Below are 15,559 nucleotides of genomic sequence, written 5' to 3' on the forward strand. Positions count from 1 at the left end.
ATTAATTAGGAAAATAAATCGTTATGATTCTCGCTGAAAGGTCAACTCATAATAGCAAGGTGTGACATTGCTCGATGCAGTAGCATGACCCTGAGAATGAGGTACAATCAGACGTACCTTGGCACACTCATCGGTTAACGACTGTGGACGACCCACTTTCACATAAGTCAGGGGCACCAGCCAACCGGAAGGAACTGATGAACTGCCATAGACAGTATACATGACACCACTCTCGAACGAAGCTGTGAAAGAGCCACTACTGCGCGATACCTGAATGATATCGGGCAACGCGACTACCGACCTTCCATTCAATGACAAGTTCGGATTATTGTTGCAGATAGTAATAGTGTCCTCGAGGATATCAAACTCAGAGAAACGGCACACCAAACGGGTGTTCTCGCCATCCTGCAGTTTGGTGCCACAACCCTCACGTACAATCTGCATGTAAACACCACTCTTATCGAGCTTTACAAACTCATTGCGCGCAATATTAGTTGTATAACCCTGCTGGTTAAACTGATCCTCGCTGATCACTACGATAGAAGAGTCTGAAATAAACTTTGCTATCGCATTACGCTCTTTTTCCTTCTTATCGCCGTAGGTCTCGTAGTCGTTACAACTGCTGAGAACAGCGGCAAAAGCTATCATGATAAATAGTATCTTCTTCATTTTTATATCGATTGACGGTGCAAAAATACGAATTATTTCGTAAACAACATCAATATTAGGCTACTTTAACTTGTTTTGATACGCATAAATCGCCTTTTTGGTGATTTCAATAGCCTCTTCGATGGATGTCTCCAATCGTCCACCCGATGCATTCAGGTGTCCACCGCCATTAAAGAACTCCTCTGCCATCAGATTACAGGGGAAATCATCAACCGAACGCAGACTCACCCACACCAGGTTAGGCTTATCAGTATCCTCGCGCAGGGAGATTGAGAGTTTCAATCCCTTTATCTGCTGGGGGATATTCACCAGTCCCTCGGCATCACCCTTGATGAAATTAAAGCGTTTCAGCTCATCGCGCGTGAGCGAATAAAACGCAGCATGATAATCTGGTAGATATACCAGTTTCTCGTACATCACATAACCCATCAGACGGATACGATCCTCTGAATAGTTGTGATAAACATTACGATAGATACGGTCCTTATCGATACGCTTAGTGAGCAACTCACTGATGATAAAATAGATTTCAGGACGGCTGCTGTTGTAAATAAAACCGCCTGTATCAGTCATCATACCGCAATATACTGGTACGGCGAACGCCTTGTCGAGCTGAGTGAAAGCGCCCATCTGCCAGACAATACGGAACACCAGTTCGCTGGTGCTGGACGCCTCTGGAAGCGATACCACCAGATCGGCTTCCACATCGGGCCTCAGGTGATGGTCGATAAGCACCTTCTTGGCAGGACTGTTCACCAGTGCCTGCTCCATCTCATCTACACGACTGGGCGTATTGAAGTCGAGACAGAACACCAAATCGGCAATTTTCAACAGCATATCGCCCTTCTCCGTGTGCTTATCATAGCGCACAATCTTTTCCGTATTTGGCAACCACTTCAGGAAGTCAGGATACTGGTCGGGCACCAACACGGTAACATCTTTTCCACGCATACGCAGGAACTCTGCCCAAGCCAGCGACGAACCGATAGCATCGCCATCTGGGCTCTTGTGACAAACTACAAGTATGGTATTTGCATCAGAAATCAGCTGGTCCATCAGGGCCAGCTGATCTTGACTTAATATGTCGATGTTCATTTAAAACAACTTGTTAGGATATACACCCTCGTCGACGAGCTGCTTGATACGAGCAACAGTAGCATCGCGATCAGCTGCATAGGTTACACCGAACCACTTGCTGGTGGTATCGAGAACCTCAACAGTAGCAGTACCATCGTTGATCAGTTTGTTGACCATCAGAGGTATAAAGAACTCAGCCTTCAGGTTCTCAATATTCTTAGGATCGCTGAGGAACTCCTTGAAGTAAGCCTCTGAATACTCGAAGTAATCAGGAGTGAAACCCCACATATTCATCGATACAGGTGTATTATCAGCAACCTCTACCCACTTGCCATCCTCGTCCTTGAAACGGATTGGCTCGCTGGCAGCGCCTGCATTCGAACCATCAGCAGCACAACGAACAATCTCTGTGCGCTCTACAACTGTTGTCAGATGACCCTTATCGTTCTTTGAGCAGATACCACGAGCCACAGTACCATTCTCTGACAAGGTGTTACCAACACGGAAACCTACCATGGCATACTGGTTCTTAGCACCCTCGGGGAGGTTAGCCAAATACTTTCCGATAACCATAAATGCATCGCGATTATAGAAGTCGTCGCAATTGATGACACAGAATGGCTCCTTAATCACATCCTTACCCATGAGCACAGCGTGGTTTGTACCCCAAGGCTTCTGACGACCCTCAGGAACACTGAAGCCCTCGGGCAGTGCATCGAGCGCCTGGAAGCAAAGCTCACACTTTACTTTTCCCTCGTACTTAGCGAGAATCTGTGTACGGAACTGCTCTTCGAAGTCCTTACGGATAACCCATACAATCTTGCCAAATCCAGCCTGGATGGCATCGTAAATACTGTAATCCATGATGGTCTCGCCATTAGGACCCAGACCGTCAAGCTGCTTCAGACCGCCGTAACGGCTTCCCATACCAGCAGCAAGCAGAAATAAAGTTGGTTTCATAAGCTATTTTTTATCGAGTTATATTAATTTGCGTGCAAAGATACAAAATATTTTGGACTTTAAAACAAAAGTATCGAAAAAAATACGTATTAGAACGGATAGCCGACAGCAAAATGCAGCGTATGCGCACCTTTGAAGCTGGGCACATTGAAATAGCCCGACTTGCCAGTCTCGTAAGGGCAGTGGATGGCCAATCCCCAATCGAGTCGAATCACGAGGAAGCCCATATCATAACGGATTCCCAGACCCGTACCCAGAGCTGTCTGCTTGACAAGTGCCTTGAGTGATTTTGGGAATCCTCCATCGGTAACGAAATCATCATTAAAATCCCACACATTACCTGCATCGAGGAATATAGCCCCGTTCAAATCGCCAAACAGCTGGGTGCGATACTCCAGATTACCCACGAGTTTAACCTCGCCATTCTGAACGAGATAACCCAGCTGGCGACCCAATCCTGTACCATCGAACGCACCGGGACCGATCTCACGCACACCAAAGGCTCTAATGGTATTGGCACCGCCTGCATAGAAATATTCACTATATGGCGCCTCGCTACTGTTACCATAGTTATAGAGGACACCGCCACTAACATGACCTACCAAACGTGACGTAGAAGAGAGCGTCCACGTCTTGGTGAAATCAGTCTCGAATCGCAGGAACTGCGAATAAGGAGTCTTAAAAAGCGTCTTGCCTTTCTCGTTGAAAGCATGTCCACCTACATAATCCCAAAGCGACAACAGATTACCCGACTCCTCAACGGTAAACTCCCAACGGATGGGATGACGCTTCGTAGCCGGACTGGTGTACATATATGTATAGCGCATCTTGGGCGTAAAACAGTCTTCCATCGAAGCTGCCAGATACGGATTAGCCACAATAACAGAGTCGAACTTATCCGTATGGCTGTTCATATACTGATACTTCAGCGTGAGGGGCGAGAACTCATGACGACTATTGGCCGATGACTGCCAGCGATAGGTCCACTCACCAGAAACAATGTGCATCTTGTAGTATTCCGGACGACGAATCACGTCAACCGACACTTTGGCATAGGTTGTTGGCGATGAGTAGAAACGACGACGAATGGGGCGTCCATTCTTATCGCGACGGATGCGGTCACTATTATAGAAAGGAGCGATGATTCGGGGGAACTCCAACGACATGTCGGCACCATACTGATAACTGTTCATATCTGCATTGGCACTCTTCTGCCATTCGTAAGAGCCGTGCAGGTTCAGGTCTAGTTTCTCACCGGCTCGGAAGGCATTTCTGCGCGTCAGACCAACCTTCAACTCAGGGCCATATCGCCCACTGGTACGACCAATGGCATTGCCTTCGATATAGAAGTCGTAGGGTTTATCGAAAGTGCAATTCAATCGGAGGTCGAGGGTATCAGAATCGGTACGAGGGGTGAACTGGAAGTCGGTACTGCTGAACACACCCGTAGCGTTAATCTTACTGGCCGACTCCATATACTTCTCATAGCTGAACTCCTGGCGCGGACGCAGACGTAGATTCCTGAGTACTACGCGCGGCATGATAGGCGACTTCTTACCATTGAAATGTATCGTCAGATAGCGACGTTTTACAGAATCATTCAACTGTTCGCGAGCCGTCTTACGGAAGTTTACATCGAGTTTACCGATATACCATTTATGCAGGGCGGCATCGGGGACACCTTGCGCCAGTTGGAATCGCAGTTGTGCCTTGTTATCAACCGCAAAGGTATCAGCCAGATACGAAGCGTAGCTGGAGTTATAAAAATAATAGCCATTGTTACGCAACAGACTACTGATACGTGAACGCTCAGCATCAAGATGGTTGATACTAAAGGGCGACTGGCTCTTAATCATACTTTCGTCGCAGGTAGAATCAATCAGTGCCTGAATAGGTGCAGGAAAGTTGACATAGCTCACAGAGTCGAGCGTGAAGAGTGAATCAAGATGGATGGTATAGCCAATCTTACACTTCTTGGGATTTTTTTGCTGCACCAGTTCATAAGTCACATCACCACGGAAGAAACCGTTATTACGCAACACCGATTTAGCCACGCTACTGCGAAGCGTTGGGTTCACCTGACTCATCAGTACGGGGGCCTTACCAAAGGTCTTGGTCATCCAACGGGCAAAACCAGAATCCTTGCCCGAGAACTTATTATATACCCATAGATGCCACGACCAGGGAACCGTGAAATAACTGCTACCAAACAGCGATCCATTCGGTTCGGTGGCAAGTGCAGCCTCCAATTCGGCCTTGGTGGTTTCCAAATGGTCGTTGTAGGCTTCGACATCATATTCTCTCTCATCGTCATAGGCCATCTTGGTCAGCCCCGTGAAGAGCTGATCGTCTTCGGGGATATTCTTTGTCATCGAACAGGAAGCGAGACAAAGCACCATGGCAATATACTTGACTTTACTTAGCATGACGTTCTCTGTTTATGGGTCGCACACTATCTGTCCGCACGGTGTCACGAGGCGTGGTGGGTCGTGGCATCATCACTGGCTGGTCTTTCTTCCAGAAGGTCAACACATCAAGCAGACTGTTCATCTTCTTACGCCAAACAAAGCCGAGACCATATTCGCCAGTATAACCTTCAAGCCAGTCGTAAACATTCTGGTTATAGAACAGCTTCAGATTCTTAGTAGCATCCTGATTCAATCGATATTCCATGGTCACATTATCGAAGAACGACTGGTTCTGTCCGCCACTCATGGCATCGCTGTTTCCTGACGATACCTTTCCACCTAACTCTACCTTCAAACGGTTATTGAAGAATCGTTTGGCGAACTTGAATGAATAGTCAGTATGCATCATACCCGAGGCATCGGTCGAGTTATCGATACCAACACTCAGGTCGAGTGTCTTCAAAGCCGACCCCGCAATACTATTAATCTCACTCTGCAGGAACGAACTCAAAGCCGAGTTCATCGAGAAGCCACCAGTATTACCATCGGCCAGATACATGCCTGTAGTGAGCATGGCCACAGCCATCTTTCCCCTCTCCTCTTTCGACATGGTAGCCAATTCGCCGCTCACAGTCTGGTCCTCAGGGGCATCGATAATGAATTCAAGTCCCATATCGTTCAGCGTCTTGGTGATGATCACACCGCAATCGAACTGCACAGTTCGACTCACACCCGCCTCGTTAGTCACATTCGACTTGGTGCGCTCCACGGCTGTAATGTTCAACTTGGGGTTCATCGGGTCGCCCGTAAACTCCACATAGCTGCCTTCCTTCACGTGGAAAGTCCTCAGTGGGATGACGGGCAATGAATATTTCATCTCACCACTCGACAGCGTATAACGTCCTGTCAGGTTGATACCCTCCGAGTTATACAACATACGCAAGTCGCCACCTCCCATCAGATCCACATAGTTACTCTCGTCGGCATTGAGGTCGCAGACGATATGAGCACCCTGTGATACATTGATTGTCAGGTCGATATTCAATCCTGATGGAGCCGGACGGGTAACAACAGCTATTGTTGAGTCGCTGAAATCCGTAAATTTCACCAGCTCATCCAGTCGTGTATCTGTACTCAACGGCGAGTCGAGCAACAAATAGGTCATATCCGTTGAGCCTAACACATCCAGTCGGCCACGCATATTCAGTTCCTCCAATGGTCCCTGCAAACGAGTCAGGAAGTTCACGTAGGCCTTACCCCATGCCACGCTATTAGGCCGCTGTTTCGAATCAATCAGCAGGAAGTTACGAGCACGCATACGCATATCCATCATGATATGATCCATGTCTGAGAAGTCGATGCTACCCATCAGGTTCAGCAGGTCGTTATTGCTCGAATGAAGTCCGAAATTCTCAAGCATCAGTTTAGAACCTACAATACGTACAGGATCATCATCAAACCGCATACGGATGCCGTAAGGGATGCTGACCAGATAAGCCGAGTCGACATACATCTCACCATTCACCTCAGGATGACTGGTGGTACCACGGATAGTCAGATTGCCCTCGCCATAGCCTTCCAAGCCTACTAACTGATCAGGTACGAAACCGTTGACCAACGACAGCGGCAGTCGTGTCATCTTGAAATCAGCATCAATAAAGCCCTCACCTTCGTTCTTATAGATACCGCTCAGCATACCAAACTCCACATCGTCGAGCATCAATCGGGCCTCAACAGCGTGAGTATCGTCTTCCTTCATCAGATAAACCAGCTCAGTGCTCAGGTTACCAATGGGCGATCCTTCGTAAGTCATCTGCTGCACCCCCATATCACTGGCTATAGAGATATTCTCGTTCTGATCCTGCAGAATGTGGTAGTCGCCATTCAGCTTACCCGTGATACGCGGCAGATACGGGATTACAGATGTCAGTTCACCCAGATCCAGTCGGTTGATACTCAAGGTGATATCCTGCAGCATGGTAGAATCCTGATTCTCCGTATAGAGTTTGATACCCGTTTTATCGTCGGCTATCAGATCAACCTTTGCCTGCAGACGCTTGTTACGCCCCATGAACAGATAGTTATCCTTATTCAGATTGAACACCTTATAGCCAATGGTGGGTTGCTCCGGCAGCAGTTTAAAGCGAATGCCATCACTCTCCATCTCTGCCGTTACCCCCAGACGGACACCCATTTTATCGTGCTGGTCGTAATAGCGCAACCCCGCTAAGATACCATGCTGATGGATGGTGCCATCGATAAGGGTGTTGAATACAAACTGTGGATTACGACGGTTATTCCGTATCTGGCCCTGATACGTCAGACGTTCGCCTTTCTGCGTCAGATTCAGTCGGATGGTGTCTATACGCGTACTATCATATATTAATGAATAGAGATAGCTCTTGCCGTTGATACCCGTTGTGGGCGAAGTGCTCACATCAACCATCATCTCCTTAAACTGGATATCCATCGCCTTCAGCAGACTGGCCATCGGATTGTCGCGTTTACTCTCAATATGCAGTTTCATATCGGGCAACAGGCGCTTGATGGCAGGTTGATCGATGATACGCTTGTCGAGCTGCGTCATCACCGAGTCGCCCAACATGGTCAGATGTTTCAGCAGCCGCTCGTAGTTGCCACTGGCATCAAATTTCACAATAAAGTCGCCACTCTGGATACGTCCTATCACGGTATCAACGGTCGTGTTGATATGTAGTCCGATGAAATCAGGACGCAAGGTCTCTTTCTTGCCGGCGATATAGATTTCGTCCATCAGGCCAGTCACACGGTGGGTGAGTTTCATGTCCGACACCACATCCACCGAACCACAAAGTCCTATCGAGAGTGGATTTTCCACCAAACGCATACGGTAGAGGTCGGCCTTATCAAGATCGGCGCTGATAGTAGCCATCAGTTTTCTGGTGTTCAGCAACGCATCTACACCGATGGTGCCTTGCAACAATTCGTTATAGCCTACTAACTTTGCCAATGCATGGCCATTGGCCAATGTGGCCTCAGCTGTGAGGTTCTTCAGATTCCAACTGCCATACTGCAACTGGTGTACCTTGACATCGGCAGTCAGTTTACTCTTATTCGACAGAAAATTGGTACCATTGCCTTTTGCCTTCACATCGGCAGTAAATATATAGATAGAATCGCGCGGCATGAAGTGATGCAGATTAAGACGGTTGATGCTCACGTCAGCATCATAGCTCATCAGTTCAGTCAGCAAGTCGCCATTGGTATTGACAGGAATGCTGGCGCTACCCTTCAGCTTGATGGTCCCTGCCCCTTCGGTAGCTACCAAGTTGGTAGCATAACGCGTACCCTCGGTCTTCAGCGTGCCATCGAGTGTCATACCGTAAGGTATCCGATAGTTACGCATCATAGCAGGATCGGCCAATGCCAAAGCAAAATTCATATTCTCAGTTCTGGCATGCATACTGATGTCGGCCTTCATCTTTGTGATATCCGTCACATTAGAAGCCGTACCATTGGCAGTCATGCGGAAAGCTGTAGGCAGATTGACATCAAGTCCGGTAAAGGTCATATGCTGCATATTACCATTAACAGAGCCTTTGATGCTGACAGGATGGTTGGGATAGCTGCGCACGAAAGCCTGCGGCATATCACCCATGAAACGCATCAGGTCCTGCTTACCTATCTGGGCATTTAAACGGAACTTCATGCCGCCCGGCTGCTGCTCATCAAAGGCATTGAAGTCCATGGCAAGTTCGGTTTCGATCTCCGTATCAGGTGTTCTCAGCTTCAACTGTGGGATGGCCACCCGCTTATCATCCATGGTGACCTTCGCCGACAAGTGGCTGATCTGCAGACCACTCTTCTCCTTGGCTTGCAGGTCCTTTATAATCAGCGAGGTATTCGGTTCGATATATTCAATGGATTCCAGTCGGAGATTGATGTCCGATAATGCCAGATGGTTATAGTCCAGACCGCTTACCTCTGGCTCGTAGCGGTTATTATAGTTCAGGCGGCCGTCCAACCAATCCAGACTGCCAACCTTATAGATGCTCTGTCCCAAATCGGCCAACACCTTGCGGGCCACCGCCCTACCCATATAGGCCTGAGCATTCAGAGTATCACCAGGCAGATGAACCATGAAGTCTGACTTCAGGATACGCACTGAATCGGCATTGATAACCCATTTCATTGTCGATTCGGTGGTGTCAACAGCCGCTGTATCGCTCAGGGCGATATCCAGTCGGACTTCTGATAGTCGAGCACCATTTACCTCAACAGTTTCTTGATCGAGGTCGATGCCCTTGGACGACAGCCATAGTTCCTGCAACTCACCCTTCACACGCAAGTCGCCGATAAAGCCATTGGTATTGATGCTTGCCTGTGTCAACGACAGCTCATCGATAACCACCCGTTTCTTTAGAAGCGGCAACAGACGCACGTCGCATACCATCTTCTTGACATCGGCGATGGTGTCCATCTGATTGGCTATCGAGTCATTAGGATGCAACGCACGGAAACCTTCGATACCCAGATCGAGCGGGAACTCCAGATTCACGTGCTGTATCGTGATGTCCATGCCCGTTTTCTCCGACGCGATGGCAGCTACCTTCTTCACCGCCCAGTTCTGTACGGGTGGCAAGTAAATCAGCGCGGCTATTATCACTAAAATCAGTATGGGTGTCAAGACCGCTATGCCCAACCACTTCAGGACTTTCTTCATGATTTTACTTAGGTGCTATAGCCTTCCACAACGGATCGTCGGGTAATGGGGCTTCAACAGATATGGTTTCTTTGGATACAGGATGAACGAACTCCACTCGGTGCGACAACAGGGAGATGCTGCCATCGGGATTGCTACGAGGCGCACCATATTTCAAATCGCCCTTGATAGGACAGCCCATGGCTGCCAACTGACAGCGGATCTGGTGATGACGACCCGTCATAAGTTGCACTTCCAACAAGGTATAGTTGTCCGAGCGACCTATTGTACGATATTTCAGGATGGCCTTCTTAGCGTTGGGGCGCTCACGATCGTAGGCATAACTCTTATTCTGCTTCTCGTTACGCACCAGCCAGTGCTCGAGTGTGCCCTCCAACTGTTTGGGTGTATTCTTCACAATGGCCCAATAGGTCTTGTGTACCTCGCCCTCGGCAAACATCTTGTTAAGTCGGGGCAATGCCTTAGAGGTTCTGGCAAAGACCACAAGTCCTGAAACAGGACGATCGAGACGATGTACCACACCCAGGAAAACAGCTCCTGGCTTGGCATATTTCACCTTGATATAGTCTTTCACCAAATCAGAAAGGGGGCGATCGCCAGTTTTATCACCCTGTACGATCTCCCCACTCTGTTTGTTTACGATGATAATATGGTTGTCTTCGTATACGACTTCCATAACCGTCAATTACATGTTCATACCACCATCAACCTGGATAACCTGACCGCTAACATAGCTTGACATATCAGAAGCCAGGAAGGTAGCTACGTTGGCGATATCCTCAACCTGTCCACCACGACGCAGAGGAATCTTATTGCACCACTCCTTACGAATATCCTCAGGCAGAGCAGCAGTCATAGCTGTCTCGATGAATCCAGGAGCGATAGCGTTGGCGCGGATACCCTTTGGACCCATTTCCTGTGCGATACTCTTAGCCAGAGCAATAAGTCCAGCCTTTGAAGCGGCATAGTTAGCCTGACCAGCGTTACCATGAACACCCACTACTGAGGCCATATTGATGATAGAACCACCACGCTGACGCATCATGACGGGTACACAAGCGTGGATGAAATTGAAGGCACTCTTCAGGTTAACGGCGATAACAGCATCCCACTGCTGCTCGGTCATGCGCAGCATCAGACCGTCCTTGGTGATACCAGCGTTGTTAACCAGAATATCGATAGAACCAAACTCTTCCTTCACAGCCTTAACCACTTCCTCAGTCTGTGCAAAGTCGGCAGCGTTAGAAGCGTAGCTCTTTGCCTTAACGCCGAGAGCGGCGATTTCCTTCTCAGTTTCTTCGTTCACCTGTAGGTCGGTGAATGCGATGTTACAGCCCTCAGAGGCATACTTCAGTGCGATAGCCTTTCCGATACCGCGTGCAGCACCTGTAATCAGCGCTGTCTTACCTTCTAATAATCCCATAATTATTTTCTATTATTAATAATGTGTAATGTTTTACTTTCTCTGAATCTTACCAAGCGCACCATAAACCACCTTGGCAACCTGGGGCTTGGTATCCTCCTCCTTCATACCGTGCGCAATACGCCCATAGATATATGGCACCTCAAGACCCTTGATACAGTAGTGCGTAATGTCTGCCACCAGATCGACATTATCGATATCAAACTCGCCATCCTCCTTGCCTTCGGCATACACCTTACGAAACAGTTCAATCTCTGCATCATCGAAATGGCGGCGCACTTTCTCCACCATCCATATATTACGGAAGAACTCAGCACGCAGGTTACCGTTGCGCACTACCGTTTCACGAATCATACTGAGATGGGTGTAGATCAGTTCGATAATCTTGTCCTGTGGGCGGATTTTACGAGCAGCCACTTCATCAAGTTTATCACTCAGTCGCTCCAACTCACTCTCGATAACGGCGTAGTAGATTTCCTCCTTTGATTTAAAATAGGTATAGAGTGTACGGCGACCTTTGCCCGACTGCAATGCAATATCGTTCATCGTCGTATTCTCAAGCCCGTTTTTAGCAAATAGCTGTCGGGCTACATCTACCAGCTTTTGTCTTGTTTTGGATATCGACATGACTGTTTCCTCCTAAAAATTTAAAATTGCACACATTTCTACAGTGTGCAAAAGTAAACTATTTCTTTGAATTACACAAGAAAAACGGGCAAAAATATTACAAAAACAACAATTTTATAAAAAAATAGCTCGAAAATTTGGTCAATTCAAAAAATAGTCGTACCTTTGCACCCGCAAAACAGAAAACGACCTGATTTGCCACCGAAAATTAACATCGCGGAGTGGAGCAGTTGGTAGCTCGCCAGGCTCATAACCTGGAGGTCGCACGTTCGAATCCTGCCTCCGCAACTCTGTAGAAAGCCCGACAGATGTCGGGCTTAATTTTTTGTAGCAACCAAAGAAAACCAAAGGCATAAAAACAAAATACCCGATCGTCAGGGTTATATCCTTGACAATCGGATTATAAGGATCCTTCTATTTCATCTTGGCCAGCACCTTACGGTAGTACTTGTTAGTAGCCTTGACACTGTACTTAACTCCTCCATTCCAAGAACGTATAGCCTTCTCGACGTTGTTCTCTGGGTTATAGTACTTTTGGATTAACAGGAACATCTCCTTCGATTTCTCTACACTATAGCGATCGCTTAAAGTGTATCGCTTATTACTCTTCAACTTCTTCAGAATATTATTGCATTCTTTTACGAAAATCGGAGTAATCTGCATCGCGCCTACTGAGTTTCCACTCACGGCTCGGGGATTCCCTTCGCTCTCTACTAAAATAATTGCATCCATCACTGGATTCCAGTCAAAGCCTGACGTTTGATTGCTCTTCGTAGTCTTTCCTCCTGCAGTAGTAGTCATGCACACCAGCATTAGAGCCATCAGGCAAAGAACTGCCTTCTTACTAAATTGAATCATATTCTCTATACTTTAGGCGGCCTTTTCAGACCGCGTTATCCTTTAGATTTCTTCTTCACTTTGAAGCGACTTCACGTCGATTTCCGGTGCAAATATACGAATTATTTCGATAGACAATCCTAATGTTAAAGTCTTTTAACATTTATTGGGAAGTATGAGTGACATACGTCAATAAATTAACAATTTTCACAAAACGGCTATTCCAAGTCGACTACAGTAATGCCTGAACCTCCAAACTGCACGTGTTCATCACGGAAATGCGACACGTTGGGGATAGTACCTAAATACTGTCTGATAAGCTGTCGCAGTACGCCTGTACCAGTACCATGGAGAATGCGTACACGACTTACTCCCACCAGTATGGCATCATCAATAAAATAGGTAATGGCATTGATAGCTTCGTCGCCACGCATGCCACGCACATCGATATCCTGCTTGAAGTTGAGTTTACGGTTATCAATCACGTTGCGGGTATCCTTCGATACTACACCATACGATCCTGCTATATTCTGATTACGTTCTTCAGCCTTGGTAGTCGCCGTTTTAGGTTTCTCCGCATGCTCCAAACGCTCCAAGCGCATCTTGGTTTTCATGCCACCAAAGATTACAACCGCCTTGGCGCCATCAATACTATCGATGACACCCACCGAGGTCAGTCCTTTGATACGCACGGTATCGCCAGCCGCCAGCGGTGCACTCGCCTTAGGCGCAGCTGCCGTCTTAGGTTGCTCCGTATGAGCAGATTGCTGTTCATGTCTCTCGGCCTTGCGCTTCTCGCGACGCTCCTTACGCTCCTGAATCTGACGCATCTTCTTAGCGATAGCCTCATCGGTGGCACGAGTATCCACCTGAGCCAGTTCCTCCTTAAAGGTATCCAGCTCTTCACGTATCTTGCGGGTGCGCTCCTTTTCGGCTTGCGCCTCACGTATCTCACGGATTGCGTTCTCTATCTTCTTATTGCTCTCACGCAACAGCTCCTCAGCCTGCTCTCTGGCCTTACGCAGAATCGCCTTGCGCTCTGCCTCAATCTCTTCCACGGCAGCCTCTAACCGTTCACCACTGGCCTGCAGTTTCTTCTCATGCTGATGGATGGTCTGACGTTTGCCCTCCCAGTAACGCTTATCACGCACAATATCCTGCAGATATTTATCACTCTGGATATAGTCCTGACCTACGATATCACTGGCATCCTTGATTACCTCCTCGGGGATACCCGTTTTGCGGGCTATCTCGATGGCAAAGCTTGAACCAGGCTGTCCGATTGAGAGTTGGAACAGAGCCTGCATCTCATGACGATCGTAGAGCATAGCTCCATTCACCACACCCTCATGATCCTCAGCAAAGTGCTTCAGGTTCTGATAGTGGGTTGTGATGACACCGAAGGTTTTCTTCTTCCAGAACTGCTTAAGCATAGCCTCGGCAATGGCGCCACCGATGGTAGGCTCGGTACCGCTACCAAACTCATCGATGAGCAGCAGCGAGTGTTCGCCGGCATACTTCATCATCTGCTTCATATTCATCAGGTGACTAGAATAGGTACTTAGATCATTCTCAATACTCTGTTCATCACCTATATCAATCATGATGCTCTCGAAGATACCCGTGGTAGAACGCTCGCCTACAGGGATGGGCAGTCCGCATTGCAGCATGTACTGCAGCAACCCTACCGTCTTCAGGCACACTGATTTTCCACCGGCATTAGGTCCACTGATAAGTAACAGACGTTTTTCGCGCGTCAGCGTGATATCCAGTGGTACCACTCGCCCACCCTTCTTTACCAGCGACAGCTGTAGTAAGGGGTGGATGGCCCGAATCCAGTCGATCACGGGGGCACCCTTAACCTCTGGTTCGAAGGCGGCAGTGAGTTCTGCCCATTTGGCCTTGGCCTGAATCAAGTCGATCATCGCCAACAGCTGATACGAGTCGATTATCTCGCGCACATGCGGGCGAACCTCATCAGTAAACACAGTCAGAATACGAATCACCTCGCGACGCTCCTCGGCCTCCAACTGGCGCACCTTATTATTAGCCTCAACCACCTCGGTAGGCTCGATAAACACGGTTTTACCTGTAGCACTCTCATCGTGCACGATACCGTTGATACGACGCTTCAATTGTGGCTGCACAGGTATCACCAGTCGTCCGTCACGCATAGCGGGTGCGGCATCCTTGTCCACCAGGCCGTCACGCTGAGCAGCATGCAGTATCGTATATAATGTACGCGAGATACTACCTTGCGTTTTCTCCAAATCATGTCGGATGCCAGCCAGAGTCATCGAAGCCGAATCCTTGATCTTGCCGAATTTATCCAGTATCGAGTCGATGCGACGAATCATGGCAGGGAATGTAGCCACGCCGTCGGTCAGACGGTAGAGTGCCGGATAGGGATACACCACCTCACCATTAGCTTTCTCATCGCCATCACGCTGAAGAAAGCGCACGATGTTAGCGATTGTCTCTAATGAGCGGCGCAAATCCCACACCTCATCCTCCTCCAGATGGGTGTTCTCCAGACGTATGCGCGCAATACTCTCGCGCACGTCAAAGAAGTACTGCATAGGGAAATCATCGTGCTCAGCCGTTAACCTACGGAACTCGCGCACCTGCGTCAACCATTCGTTCACTACAACGGCATCGGTCGAGAAAACCATTTCGTCGACCTTCTCCTGCCCCAGCGTGCTCTGGCAACGTGCCTTCAGCAGCTTTCTAATCTCATCGAATCCGAGCTTATGCTCAAAGTTATTTGGATAAATCACGCTGCAAAAGTACGCATTTTCGGGCGAAAAACCACTAATTTTGCAATTTATTTATAAAAAGTTGGCGAAAAATTTGTTT

The 15,559-nt window shown here is 48.1% G+C and carries 10 protein-coding genes and 1 tRNA gene; 1 reads left to right on the forward strand and 10 read right to left on the reverse strand.

Annotated elements, in window-relative coordinates; genetic code table 11:
- Nucleotides 1–21: 21 nt before the first annotated feature.
- The 8 genes from T495_RS0110030 to T495_RS0110065 all read right to left on the reverse strand — a co-directional run bounded on the left by T495_RS0110030 (nucleotide 22) and on the right by T495_RS0110065 (nucleotide 11,866).
- The gene (locus T495_RS0110030; protein WP_033148562.1) at nucleotides 22–669 is read right to left on the reverse strand and encodes a DUF4827 domain-containing protein; all 648 of its coding nucleotides are present in this window, start codon (nucleotides 667–669) and stop codon (nucleotides 22–24) included.
- Nucleotides 670–729: 60 nt separating this feature from the next.
- Entirely contained in the window at nucleotides 730–1,764 is a 1,035-nt protein-coding gene (locus T495_RS0110035) for a bifunctional oligoribonuclease/PAP phosphatase NrnA (RefSeq protein WP_033148563.1), read from the reverse strand.
- Nucleotides 1,765–2,706: a nucleotidyltransferase gene (locus T495_RS0110040; RefSeq protein WP_028903264.1), complete on the reverse strand. Its 942-nt coding sequence runs from the start codon at nucleotides 2,704–2,706 to the stop codon at nucleotides 1,765–1,767.
- A gap of 89 nt (nucleotides 2,707–2,795) precedes the next feature.
- On the reverse strand, nucleotides 2,796–5,132 hold the full coding sequence (locus T495_RS0110045; protein WP_033148564.1) for a BamA/TamA family outer membrane protein: 2,337 nt from the start codon (nucleotides 5,130–5,132) through the stop codon (nucleotides 2,796–2,798).
- A complete protein-coding gene (locus tag T495_RS0110050) occupies nucleotides 5,122–9,816 on the reverse strand; it encodes a translocation/assembly module TamB domain-containing protein (RefSeq protein WP_033148565.1) in 4,695 nt (1,564 codons plus the stop codon). Before T495_RS0110050 ends, T495_RS0110045 begins: the two co-directional genes overlap by 11 nt.
- 4 nt (nucleotides 9,817–9,820) lie before the next feature.
- Entirely contained in the window at nucleotides 9,821–10,492 is a 672-nt protein-coding gene (locus T495_RS0110055) for an RluA family pseudouridine synthase (protein WP_028903267.1), read from the reverse strand.
- Nucleotides 10,493–10,501: 9 nt separating this feature from the next.
- Nucleotides 10,502–11,239 carry a 3-oxoacyl-[acyl-carrier-protein] reductase gene (gene fabG / locus T495_RS0110060; protein ID WP_028903268.1) on the reverse strand — a complete coding sequence of 246 codons (738 nt, stop codon included), beginning with the start codon at nucleotides 11,237–11,239 and terminating at the stop codon, nucleotides 10,502–10,504.
- Between the two features lie 33 nt (nucleotides 11,240–11,272).
- The gene (locus tag T495_RS0110065; RefSeq protein WP_028903269.1) at nucleotides 11,273–11,866 is read right to left on the reverse strand and encodes a TetR/AcrR family transcriptional regulator; all 594 of its coding nucleotides are present in this window, start codon (nucleotides 11,864–11,866) and stop codon (nucleotides 11,273–11,275) included.
- A 215-nt stretch (nucleotides 11,867–12,081) separates the two neighbouring features.
- On the opposite strand from T495_RS0110065, the gene T495_RS0110070 reads away from it, so the two are divergent.
- Nucleotides 12,082–12,154 (forward strand) — tRNA-Met (locus tag T495_RS0110070).
- A gap of 126 nt (nucleotides 12,155–12,280) precedes the next feature.
- Here T495_RS0110070 and T495_RS0110075 read toward each other — a convergent pair.
- Nucleotides 12,281–12,724 carry a transglycosylase SLT domain-containing protein gene (locus T495_RS0110075; protein ID WP_028903270.1) on the reverse strand — a complete coding sequence of 148 codons (444 nt, stop codon included), beginning with the start codon at nucleotides 12,722–12,724 and terminating at the stop codon, nucleotides 12,281–12,283.
- A gap of 197 nt (nucleotides 12,725–12,921) precedes the next feature.
- Complete coding sequence (locus tag T495_RS0110080; protein ID WP_033148566.1) at nucleotides 12,922–15,480, reverse strand: endonuclease MutS2; 2,559 nt, start codon at nucleotides 15,478–15,480, stop codon at nucleotides 12,922–12,924.
- Nucleotides 15,481–15,559 lie beyond the last annotated feature (79 nt).

This window comes from Prevotella sp. P6B1 (assembly GCF_000702825.1).
Taxonomy (GTDB): Bacteria; Bacteroidota; Bacteroidia; order Bacteroidales; family Bacteroidaceae; genus Prevotella.

Bases quoted from the DNA above. Each gene is read 5' to 3' on its own strand.
- T495_RS0110035 (WP_033148563.1), bottom strand. From the start codon at position 1,764: ATGAACATCGACATATTAAGTCAAGATCAGCTGGCCCTGATGGACCAG.
- T495_RS0110040 (WP_028903264.1), bottom strand. From the start codon at position 2,706: ATGAAACCAACTTTATTTCTGCTTGCTGCTGGTATGGGAAGCCGTTAC.
- T495_RS0110050 (WP_033148565.1), bottom strand. From the start codon at position 9,816: ATGAAGAAAGTCCTGAAGTGGTTGGGCATAGCGGTCTTGACACCCATA.
- T495_RS0110055 (WP_028903267.1), bottom strand. From the start codon at position 10,492: ATGGAAGTCGTATACGAAGACAACCATATTATCATCGTAAACAAACAG.
- T495_RS0110045 (WP_033148564.1), bottom strand. From the start codon at position 5,132: ATGCTAAGTAAAGTCAAGTATATTGCCATGGTGCTTTGTCTCGCTTCC.
- fabG (WP_028903268.1), bottom strand. From the start codon at position 11,239: ATGGGATTATTAGAAGGTAAGACAGCGCTGATTACAGGTGCTGCACGC.
- T495_RS0110030 (WP_033148562.1), bottom strand. From the start codon at position 669: ATGAAGAAGATACTATTTATCATGATAGCTTTTGCCGCTGTTCTCAGC.
- T495_RS0110065 (WP_028903269.1), bottom strand. From the start codon at position 11,866: ATGTCGATATCCAAAACAAGACAAAAGCTGGTAGATGTAGCCCGACAG.
- T495_RS0110075 (WP_028903270.1), bottom strand. From the start codon at position 12,724: ATGATTCAATTTAGTAAGAAGGCAGTTCTTTGCCTGATGGCTCTAATG.